This is a genomic window from Isoptericola sp. NPDC056578 (assembly GCF_042793275.1).
Lineage (GTDB): Bacteria > Actinomycetota > Actinomycetes > Actinomycetales > Cellulomonadaceae > Isoptericola.
In genome coordinates this window covers 26,673-36,583 of sequence record NZ_JBHTVC010000045.1, presented here as the reverse complement: position 1 = coordinate 36,583, position 9,911 = coordinate 26,673, and the positions used below count along the sequence as shown (strand labels likewise).

The following is a 9,911-nucleotide window of genomic DNA, read 5'->3' as shown; positions in this document are numbered from 1 at the left end:
GCCGGCGCCGATTTACCCCCGTCCCCCCCGGCCCTGCCCCGGGTGTAAGCAGTCCCCCCCGCGATGTCGGGCGCGCCCCGGGGCGTTCGGACCCCGCCCTCCCGGGGCCGCGCACCGTCCCGGCAGCCGACACGGATACCCTGAGAGGCATGTCTCCCGCCTTCACCGCCCCGGCCCCCGCGAGCGCGCCCGCCCCCGAGCAGGCCACGGGCCGCCGCACCTACCTCCTGGTGGACGGCGAGAACATCGACGCCACGCTGGGCATGAACGTGCTGAACCGGCGGCCGAACCCGGAGGAGCGCCCCCGCTGGGACCGCATCTCGACGTTCGCGCAGAAGCTGTGGGACCAGGACGTCGTGCCGCTGTTCTTCCTCAACGCCAGCAGCGGGCAGATGCCGATGGCGTTCGTGCAGGCGCTGCTCGCGATGGGCTACAAGCCGATCCCGCTGGCCTCGTCCGGCACGGAGAAGGTCGTCGACGTCGGTATCCAGCGCACGCTGGAGGCCCTGGCGGACCGCGACGGCGACGTCCTGCTCGCCAGCCACGACGGCGACTTCCTGCCGCAGATCGAGGCCCTGCTCGGCGACGAGCGGCGGGTGGGCCTGCTGGCGTTCCGCGAGTTCGTCAACGGGCAGTTCTCGCAGCTCTCCGAGCGCGGGCTCCAGATGTTCGACCTCGAGGGCGACGCCGACGCGTTCACCGCCCCGCTGCCGCGCGTCCGGATCATCCCGCTCGACGAGTTCGACCCGCTGCGCTACCTCTGACAGCCCGCCGGTGCGTCACGTGTCGGCGGTGAGCAGCTCCCGGTACACCGGGGTGACGTAGCCGGGCGTGAAGGTGCTGCCGCCCAGCGCCTCGTGGAGCCGGGTGGCCTCGGCGGCGACGGCTGCCTCGCCGTCGGTCCCGATGTCCTCGAGCAGCCGCCAGACCAGCTCGCCGTCCGGCCGCACGATCCACGCCCCGACGATCCGGCCCTGCCACCAGACCGTGGCGCCCGCGTTGCCGGCGCTGTCGAAGAGCTGCGGGCGATGCGGACCCAGGTACCAGTCGCGGGCGGTCCAGCCCATCGTGGTGGGGTCGAGGGTGGGCAGCAGCGCGGCGTGACCGCCGACGACGTCGTCCAGGGCGGGATCCAGGTCGGCGTCCAGGTCGGTGGCGCGCAGCACGACCCCGTCGGCGACGACGGTGTCCCCACCGGGCGGGCCGACCTCCAGCTCGACCTCGCGCACGTCGAGGGCGGCGACGGCCCGGCGCGCCTGCCCGAGGTTCCAGCCGGTCCACCACCGGAGGTCCGCCACCGTGGCGGGGCCGAACGCCTCGAGCCACGCGCGGGCGAGCTCGACGCGGGCCGCCTCCTCGTCCATCGCGGGGATCCCGTCGGGGAACCAGTCGGTCATCGGCGACCACACGTGCCGCGGCGACGACCACGCCCCGCGGGGCTCGCCCCGCACGACGGAGCCCTCCGCGGAGAGCACCGACAGCAGCGGCGACGTCATGGTGCGGCGCACGTCCCACGCCTTGTCCGTGGTGGGCAGGAACGCGGTGCGCAGCAGCGGCGCGGCCCGCGAGAGCTCCGCGCCGTCGAGCGGCCCGGCGGCGAGCGCGGCGTGCACCTGCGCCTCGGCGGCCGCGACCAGCGCCTCGGGGTCGTCGACGGCCGGGTCGGTGGGCAGCGTCGCGAGCTCCTTGAGCAGCCGCGTCCGCAGCCGCGCCGCGACCGGGGCCGATGCCGCCGCGTGCACGACCGGTACCAGGTCGCGCGGCACGACGAACATCGTGCGCCGCATGCCCAGCACCTTGACGAGGCTGCGCCGCTCGAAGAGCGCGTCGCGCACGTCGTCGAGCCCGAGCCCCGGCACCCGCGCGAGCACCGCGAGGTGCACGCTCGGCGCGTCCGTCGCGTGCAGGGCGACCAGCCTCCGCGTGACCTCCTCCGGCGTCCTCGCCGCCGGCGACCCCGGCTGGTCCGCGCCGAGCGCGAGCTGTCGCACGACCAGGCGCCGCCGGCGCTGCTCCCCCGTGATCCGCACCCGCTCATCATGGGTGCGGCCACCCACACGCGCGCCCGCCCGGCGCACCAGCGCCGTCCGAGCCCCTTCCCAGGCAACGCTCAGACCCCGGTCGCACACTGAGGTCATGAGCGCACCCGAGGCACGTCTCGTCGTCGTGGACGACGAGCCCAACATCCGCGAGCTGCTGTCCACGTCCCTGCGTTTCGCCGGGTTCGAGGTCCACGCCGCCGGTGACGGGAACGGGGCGCTGCAGCTCGTCCGCGACGTCGAGCCCGACCTCGTCGTGCTCGACGTGATGCTGCCCGACATGGACGGCTTCACCGTGACCCGCCGCATGCGCTCCACCGGCCGGCACACCCCCGTGCTGTTCCTCACCGCCCGCGACGACACGCAGGACAAGGTGCAGGGGCTCACCGTCGGCGGGGACGACTACGTCACCAAGCCGTTCAGCCTGGAGGAGGTCGTGGCCCGCATCCGCGCGGTGCTGCGCCGCACGCACGCGGGCGAGCCCGAGGACGACGCCGTCCTGCGCGTCGGCGACCTCGAGCTCGACGAGGACTCGCACGAGGTGCGCCGCGCCGGCGTCGAGATCGACCTGTCCCCCACCGAGTTCAAGCTGCTGCGCTACCTCATGCTCAACGCCGGCCGCGTGCTGTCCAAGGCGCAGATCCTCGACCACGTGTGGCAGTACGACTGGGGCGGCGACGCGAACATCGTCGAGTCCTACATCTCCTACCTGCGCCGCAAGATCGACAACCTCTCCGTCACCGGCCCCGACGGCGACGACGTCACGCTGCCGCCGCTCATCCACACCAAGCGCGGCGTCGGCTACCTCTTGCGGGCGCCCCAGGCGCCGCGATGAGCACGCCCACGCCCGGCGCCCCGGTCACGGCCCCGGGGACGACGGCGGACGGCCGGGCCTTGCCCGCTGACCCGCGGTCGGGCCCGACGCCGCCCCTCCCGGATCCCGCACCCCGGTCCGCTCCGCGGTCCGCGCCGTGGACGTGGCTCGAGCGGCTCCCCCTGCGCACCCGGCTGGTCACGATCACCGTCCTGGTGCTGGCGGCCGGGCTGATCCTGGCCGCCGTGGTGACCCGCACCGTCGTCTCCGGCTACCTCGTGGCCCAGACCGACCAGCAGCTCACGCAGTCCGCCAAGGGCGTGGCGAACATGACGCTCAACTCCTCCGGCGACCTGGCGCAGCGCGCGCCGAGTGAGTACGTCGTCATCCTGCGCGACGCCGACGGCGCCACCTCGGAGCCCACCGTGTGGCCCGCGACGCAGGACAAGTACGGCATCCCCGACATCCCGGACGAGCCGGTCTCGGCCGTCGTCGACCGTGGCCTCGAACCCTTCACCGTCGCCTCGGTGGGCGGCACCGAGCCCGGCGACTGGCGGGTCGTCGCCCTGCCGTACGGCTCGTCCGGCACCATCCAGGGCGCCGTCTACGTCGGCCTGCCCCTGGCGGAGGTCCAGCACACGGTCGCCTACCTCACGCGCTCGCTGCTGTTCTCGGCGCTCGGCATCGTCATCCTCGGCGGCGCGATCTCGTTCCTGCTGGTGCACCGGTCGCTGCGGCCGCTGCGCCAGATCGAGACGACGGCGGCGGAGATCGCCGCGGGCGACCTGTCGCAGCGCGTGCCCGAGCGCCCGACGTCGACCGAGGTGGGCTCGCTGTCCGCGTCCCTGAACACGATGCTGGCGCAGATCGAGCAGGCGTTCTCCGCGCAGGAGGAGTCGGAGCGCCGCATGCGCCGGTTCGTCTCCGACGCGAGCCACGAGCTGCGCACGCCGCTGGCCACCGTGAAGGGCTACGGCGAGCTGTACCGGCTGGGCGCGCTGGACACCCCGGACAAGGTGGACGACACCATGGGGCGCATCGAGGACTCGGCGCGCCGCATGAGCACGCTGGTCAACGACCTGCTGGTGCTCGCCCGCCTGGACGAGGGCCGGCCGATGCGCAAGGACCCGGTGGACCTCGCCGCGATGGCCCGCGACGCGGCCCAGGACCTGCACGCCCTGGACCCGACGCGCGAGGTCACGGTGACCGGGCTCGCGCCGGGCTCCCCCGCGCCGTCCGGCCTCGTCGTGACCGGCGACGCCGACCGTCTGCGCCAGGTGCTGACCAACCTCGTGGGGAACGTGGCGAGGCACACACCGGCCGGCTCGCCGGCCGAGCTGGCGGCAGGCCGGGCGCCCGACGGCGGTGCCGTCGTCGAGGTGCGCGACCACGGCCCCGGCATCACGCCGGAGCAGTCGACGCGTGTGTTCGAGCGGTTCTACCGTGCGGACTCGTCGCGGAACCGGGAGTCCGGCGGCTCCGGCCTGGGGATGGCGATCGTCGCGGCGATCGTCGGCGCGCACCAGGGCCACGTGTCGGTGAGCGAGACGCCCGGCGGCGGGATGACCGTGCGGGTTCTTCTCCCGTCGGCGGACGGCTACGATGGCGCGTCGTCCTCCTCCGCCTGACCGGAAGGCTGACCAGAAGGCGTGGCCAGCACCCTCACCGCGGTGCGATGTCGCCCCGCGGTCGTAGTCTGACGAGGAGGAGGACAGTCCGAGTCCGACGACCGAAGGTCTGATTGCGATGGGCGTCATGAGCGCCGACGCGCCCCAGTGGTTCCTCTCCGCGTTCGTCCGCACCTGTCACGGTGCGGGCGCGACCGCCGACGACGCGGAGATCCGTTCCGTCGGGGAGGACCTCATCGACCGGTGGTCCGCCCCGGAGCGCCACTTCCACAACCTGCGCCACCTGGCCGACGTCCTGCACCGCGTGGACGAGCTGTCCCAGGAGACGCACGAGCCCGACCTGGTGCGCCTCGCCGCCTGGTACCACGGCGCGGTGTTCGACGCGACGCGCAAGGTCGCCCAGGCGAACCAGGGCGGCGAGCAGACCACGGTGAGCGCGAACCTCGCGCGCACGCAGCTCACGGAGCTCGGCCTGCCGGAGACGGCGGTGGAGCGCACGGCGCGGCTGGTCGACTCGATCGACCGCCACAAGCCGCTGCCCGACGACGTCGACTCCGCCGTGCTCAACGACGCCGACCTCGCCATGCTCGCGGCCGAGCCGCAGCGCTACAAGGACTACATGGCCAACGTGCGGGCGGAGTACTCGCACATCCCGCTGACCGACTATCTCGACGCCCGCGTGCGCGTCCTGACCAAGCTGCTGCAGCGCCCGTCGCTGTACTTCAGCCCGATGGGCGCGGCATGGGAGGAGGCGGCGCGGCAGAACCTCGACGGCGAGCTGCACCGGCTGCTCAAGGAGCGCCGCCTGCTCGAGGAGAAGCCGGCCTCCTGACCCCGGCAGGGCTCGGTTCTCCACAACCTGTGGACGACGGCGTCCGCGGGTGGTGCGCGCTCCGTAACGTCGTCGTCGGCAACCCCGCAGGGGGCAACGGCGACGAAGGAGGACACGTGCGGTACGAGGTCGACAGCGAACGGGTCGCGCAGGCGAGCGCGGCGGTGAACGGTTCCGTGGCGGCGATCCGCTCCGAGGTGGGGGCGATGATGCGGCACCTGCAGGACCTGCAGTCCGGCTGGCACGGCGGCGCCGCGACCCAGTTCGCGGGCGTCATGGGCCAGTGGCAGGCCACGCAGACCCAGGTCGAGGCGGCGCTCGACGCCGTGACGGCGGCCCTGTCGTCGGCGTCGCGCACCTACGCGGACGCGGAGGCCCAGGCCACGCGGCTCTTCGCGGCCCGCTGACCCGGGCGGTCGAGGGCGTCCCGCGCCGCGCGGGACGCCCTCAGCCGCGTGCGGGCGTCACGGCGCGCTCCCCGCACGCTGGGCCGCGAGCGACCACACCTGCTCCAGGGGCGCGAACCCCTCCGCGCCGTCGGCGTCGCGGAACACCTCGACCCAGCGGCCGATCGACGCCTGCCACGCCACGTTGGCCGGGTCGTCGTCGAGCGCGGCGATCGCGGCGTCGAAGTCGTCGCAGTCGACGACGTGGAACAGCCGCTCGCCGGAACGCCAGATCGTCCACCCGCGGATGCCCACCCGGGAGAAGGCGGCGTCGAGGTCGTCGGGGACGACGGCGTGCTCGACTCGGTACCCGTCGACGGCGCCGGGCTTGAGGACCGAGTGCAGGGCGACGATCATGCGTGGATCCTCAAGGTGGCGCCGCGGCGCTGTCAACCGTCGCGCCAGGCGCCCGCACGCACGACGGGCCCCCACCCCGGAGGGTGAGGGCCCGTCGTCGAACCGTCAGGCTCTGGCAGGACTCCGGATCAGAAGTCCATGCCGCCCATGCCACCGTCACCGGCGGGCGCGGCCGAGGCCGGCTCCGGCTTGTCGGCCACGACGGCCTCGGTGGTGAGGAACAGCGCGGCGATCGACGCGGCGTTCTGCAGCGCGGAACGCGTGACCTTGACCGGGTCGTTGACGCCCGCGGCGAGCAGGTCCTCGTACACGCCGGTCGCGGCGTTGAGGCCGTGACCCGAGGTGAGGTTGCGGACCTTCTCCGCCACGACGCCGCCCTCGAGGCCGGCGTTGACGGCGATCTGCTTGAGCGGGGCGTCGATCGCGGCACGCACGATCTGCGCACCGGTCGCCTCGTCGCCCTCGAGCTCCAGCTTCGGGAACGCGGCGGCACCGGCCTGGATCAGCGCGACGCCACCACCGGCGACGATGCCCTCCTCGACCGCGGCCTTGGCGTTGCGGACGGCGTCCTCGATGCGGTGCTTGCGCTCCTTGAGCTCCACCTCGGTGGCCGCACCGGCCTTGATGACGGCCACGCCGCCGGCCAGCTTGGCGAGGCGCTCCTGGAGCTTCTCGCGGTCGTAGTCCGAGTCCGACTTCTCGATCTCGGAGCGGATCTGGTTGACGCGGCCCGAGATGAGCTCGGCGTCGCCCGCACCCTCGACGATCGTGGTCTCGTCCTTGGTCACGACGACCTTGCGCGCCTGGCCCAGCAGGTCGAGGGTCGCGTTCTCCAGCTTGAGGCCCACCGTCTCGGTGATGACCTGGCCGCCGGTGAGGATCGCGATGTCCTGCAGCATGGCCTTGCGGCGGTCGCCGAAGCCCGGGGCCTTGACGGCGACGGACTTGAAGGTGCCGCGGATCTTGTTCAGCACGAGGGTGGCCAGGGCCTCGCCCTCGACGTCCTCGGCGATGATGAGCAGGGAGCGACCGGCCTTCATGACCTGGTCGAGCACCGGCAGCATGTCCTTGACGTTCGAGATCTTCGACTCGACGATCAGGACGTACGGGTCCTCGAGGACGGCCTCCTGGCGCTCCGGGTCCGTCTCGAAGTAGCGGGCGAGGAAGCCCTTGTCGAAGCGCATGCCCTCGGTGAGCTCGAGCTCGAGGCCGAACGTGTTCGACTCCTCGACCGTGATCACGCCCTCCTTGCCCACCTTGTCGAGGGCCTCGGCGATGAGCTCGCCGATGGAGGCGTCGCCGGCCGAGATGGCGGCCGTGGCGGCGATCTGGTCCTTGGTCTCGATCTCGACCGCGGCGTTGAGCAGCTGCTCGGTGACGGCCTCGACGGCCTTCTCGATGCCGCGCTTGACGGCGATCGGGTTGGCGCCGGCGGCGACGACGCGCAGGCCCTCGCGCACGAGCGCCTGGGCGAGCACGGTGGCGGTGGTGGTGCCGTCACCCGCGACGTCGTCCGTCTTCTTGGCGACCTCCTTGACGAGCTCCGCGCCGATCTTCTCGTACGGGTCGTCGAGCTCGATCTCCTTGGCGATGGAGACACCGTCGTTGGTGATCGTGGGGGCGCCCCACTTCTTGTCCAGGACGACGTTGCGACCCTTGGGGCCGAGCGTGACCTTCACGGTGTCGGCGAGCTGGTTGAGCCCGCGCTCCATGCTCCGACGAGCTTCCTCGTCGAACGCGATGATCTTGGCCATGGGGACTGATCCTCCGCTGGTGGCTGAGATGGCCGGCCGGCGCCCGCGACGGACGACCCACCCCGCGGCGTTCAGGTCACGCACGCGCGGAGGGTCTCACCGAACGACCCGAATGCTTCACCCGCGGCCCAGGAGAACGCCGCCCCGGGGACGGCTGTCACTCACAGGCCGAGAGTGCTAAGCCATTATTGGCACTCTCGGGTGGCGAGTGCAAGACGTTCGCCGAGGGCGTGCAACGCCCGGGGACGACGAAGGCCGGCACCCCCGACGCGTCGCTGCGTCCTGGGGTGCCGGCCTCTCGCGGTCGACGGCGCGGTCGACGGTGTGGTCGACAGCGGGTCGACGGCGCGGTCAGAGCGGGCGGACCTGCTCGGCCTGCGGGCCCTTCTGACCCTGGCCGACCTCGAACTCGACGCCCTGGCCCTCGTCCAGGGTGCGGTACCCGTCGGTCTGGATGGCGCTGTAGTGGACGAACAGGTCCTGCCCGCCCGCGGTCGGGGTGATGAACCCGTACCCCTTCTCCGCGTTGAACCACTTGACGGTGCCCTGGGCCATGTACCTCTCCTCGTGCTCCTCGGCCGCGGGGCAGGCACCCCACGGTGAACGGGAGCCTAGTAGCGGCGATCGCGGCAAGGGAAGCACCGATGTCCGGAATGTCGGCATCCGAGATGCCGGCGCTCCGGAGGTGCGGCGTCGGTCAGCCGACGGGCGACCTGAGGACCACCCAGACGGCCTGCTCGCTGGCCGTGACGTCGTCGGACTCCTGCACGTTCGCCGGGTCGACGCCGAGCGCCTCCGCGACGGCGCTGGCGGTGTCCGCGCGGTCCGCGCCGTACAGGACGGTGGTGTCCTCGTAGGCACCCTTCAGCGTGTCCGGCGCGTCCGTGGCAGCGACGTCGACGAACCCGCCGTCGCTCGTGAGGACGCCCTGGCCGGCCGCAGCCTGCCCCTGGCCCGCACCGTCGTTGTAGACGACGACCGACGCCTCGAGGTTCGCGGCCGACGGGTCACCGGGCAGCTCGGTCGCCGCGTCGGAGGCGTCGTCGCCGGGCTCCTCGTCGGCCGGGTCCTCGCTCGCCTCGCCGTCGGCCGGCGGCTCCTCGCCCTCGGCGTCGGCGGACGCGGAGGCCTCGGGCTCGGTGCCCGCGGACTGCTCGGCCGCGGGGGGCGTGGCCGGCTCCCCGTCGTCGGACAGGAAGGAGACGATGCCGACCGCGAGGCCGCCGCACACGACGACGATCAGCAGGAACGGCCACACCGAGCTCCACCCGCTGCGCGGCTCACGATGCACACCGACCGGCGTGCCCTCGGGCCCGCGGACGTCGAACTCGTCGGGCGGGTAGGGGTAATGGCTCTTGCTCACGGCGGACAGGGTAGCCGTTCCAGGTGTCCGCCCGTCCAGGACGCTCTCAGCGAGGCCTTGGCCTGCCGGTCCGCCCAGGTCACGGCCGCGCCGTCGGTCCGACCCTCGGCCCTGTCCGTCAGCGTCCTTCAGCCCCGTCCGTCAGCCCTGGCCGTCGGAGAGGCGCCGCGCCGACCGGGCGCGCTGGCGCGTGGAGCGCATCCGCCGCAGCCGCTTGACGAGCATCGGGTCGTGCGCGAGCGCCGCCGGCGAGTCGATGAGGGCGTTCAGCACCTGGTAGTAGCGCGTCGCGGACAGGCCGAACAGCTCGCGCACCGCCTGCTCCTTCGCCCCGGCGTACTTCCACCACTGCCGCTCGAAGGCGAGGATCTCGCGGTCGCGGTCGGAGAGGTCGCCCTCGGCCGACGTCGCCGGCACCGTCGACGACTCGGTCGCCGTCGTGCCCGACGCCTCCGGGTCCGGCTGGACCTCCTGGACCAGGATCTCGCTCATGGCGCACCAGTATGGCGCGTCCGTGCGCCCGTCCCGACGACGTCGCCCCGCGCGCCGCGATCCCGCGCCCCTGTCGGCGTCCAGGAGTTGTGGGGGGGGGGGGGGGGGGGGACCCCCCCGCGCCCCGACCACAAGGGGGGGTGGGGGGGGGGGGAGCCGGGGGGGGGGCCCCACGCCTCCGACCGC

11 protein-coding genes are annotated in these 9,911 nt (G+C 73.3%); 5 read left to right on the top strand and 6 right to left on the bottom strand.

Annotated elements, in window-relative coordinates:
• Positions 1 to 149 precede the first annotated feature (149 nt).
• Positions 150 to 764, top strand: coding sequence for an NYN domain-containing protein (locus ACFQ80_RS16385; RefSeq protein WP_430548636.1), 615 nt, complete (start codon positions 150 to 152; stop codon positions 762 to 764).
• Between the two features lie 15 nt (positions 765 to 779).
• Here ACFQ80_RS16385 and ACFQ80_RS16380 read toward each other — a convergent pair whose 3' ends face one another.
• A complete protein-coding gene (locus ACFQ80_RS16380) occupies positions 780 to 2,030 on the bottom strand; it encodes a winged helix DNA-binding domain-containing protein (protein ID WP_430564367.1) in 1,251 nt (416 codons plus the stop codon).
• 106 nt (positions 2,031 to 2,136) lie between these two features.
• Between ACFQ80_RS16380 and ACFQ80_RS16375 the strand changes: the two genes are divergently transcribed.
• The 4 genes from ACFQ80_RS16375 to ACFQ80_RS16360 all read left to right on the top strand — a co-directional run bounded on the left by ACFQ80_RS16375 (position 2,137) and on the right by ACFQ80_RS16360 (position 5,720).
• The gene (locus ACFQ80_RS16375; RefSeq protein ID WP_430548634.1) at positions 2,137 to 2,874 is read left to right on the top strand and encodes a response regulator transcription factor; all 738 of its coding nucleotides are present in this window, start codon (positions 2,137 to 2,139) and stop codon (positions 2,872 to 2,874) included.
• Complete coding sequence (locus ACFQ80_RS16370) at positions 2,871 to 4,481, top strand: ATP-binding protein (protein WP_430564366.1); 1,611 nt, start codon at positions 2,871 to 2,873, stop codon at positions 4,479 to 4,481. Before ACFQ80_RS16375 ends, ACFQ80_RS16370 begins: the two co-directional genes overlap by 4 nt.
• A 127-nt stretch (positions 4,482 to 4,608) precedes the next feature.
• On the top strand, positions 4,609 to 5,313 hold the full coding sequence (locus ACFQ80_RS16365) for a hypothetical protein (RefSeq protein ID WP_430548632.1): 705 nt from the start codon (positions 4,609 to 4,611) through the stop codon (positions 5,311 to 5,313).
• Positions 5,314 to 5,429: 116 nt separating this feature from the next.
• Entirely contained in the window at positions 5,430 to 5,720 is a 291-nt protein-coding gene (locus ACFQ80_RS16360) for a WXG100 family type VII secretion target (RefSeq protein ID WP_430548631.1), read from the top strand.
• Positions 5,721 to 5,777: 57 nt separating this feature from the next.
• On the opposite strand, the gene ACFQ80_RS16355 is transcribed toward ACFQ80_RS16360, so the two are convergent.
• The 5 genes from ACFQ80_RS16355 to ACFQ80_RS16335 form a co-directional block, all read right to left on the bottom strand.
• On the bottom strand, positions 5,778 to 6,116 hold the full coding sequence (locus ACFQ80_RS16355) for an L-rhamnose mutarotase (RefSeq protein ID WP_430564365.1): 339 nt from the start codon (positions 6,114 to 6,116) through the stop codon (positions 5,778 to 5,780).
• Between the two features lie 128 nt (positions 6,117 to 6,244).
• Positions 6,245 to 7,870: a chaperonin GroEL gene (gene groL / locus ACFQ80_RS16350; protein ID WP_430548629.1), complete on the bottom strand. Its 1,626-nt coding sequence runs from the start codon at positions 7,868 to 7,870 to the stop codon at positions 6,245 to 6,247.
• A gap of 351 nt (positions 7,871 to 8,221) precedes the next feature.
• Complete coding sequence (locus ACFQ80_RS16345) at positions 8,222 to 8,425, bottom strand: cold-shock protein (protein ID WP_416344544.1); 204 nt, start codon at positions 8,423 to 8,425, stop codon at positions 8,222 to 8,224.
• Positions 8,426 to 8,567: 142 nt separating this feature from the next.
• Positions 8,568 to 9,233: a LytR C-terminal domain-containing protein gene (locus ACFQ80_RS16340; RefSeq protein ID WP_430564364.1), complete on the bottom strand. Its 666-nt coding sequence runs from the start codon at positions 9,231 to 9,233 to the stop codon at positions 8,568 to 8,570.
• A 141-nt stretch (positions 9,234 to 9,374) separates the two neighbouring features.
• Positions 9,375 to 9,725 (bottom strand): DUF3263 domain-containing protein, encoded by a 351-nt coding sequence (locus ACFQ80_RS16335; protein WP_430564363.1) that lies wholly within the window; start codon positions 9,723 to 9,725, stop codon positions 9,375 to 9,377.
• Positions 9,726 to 9,911: the final 186 nt, after the last annotated feature.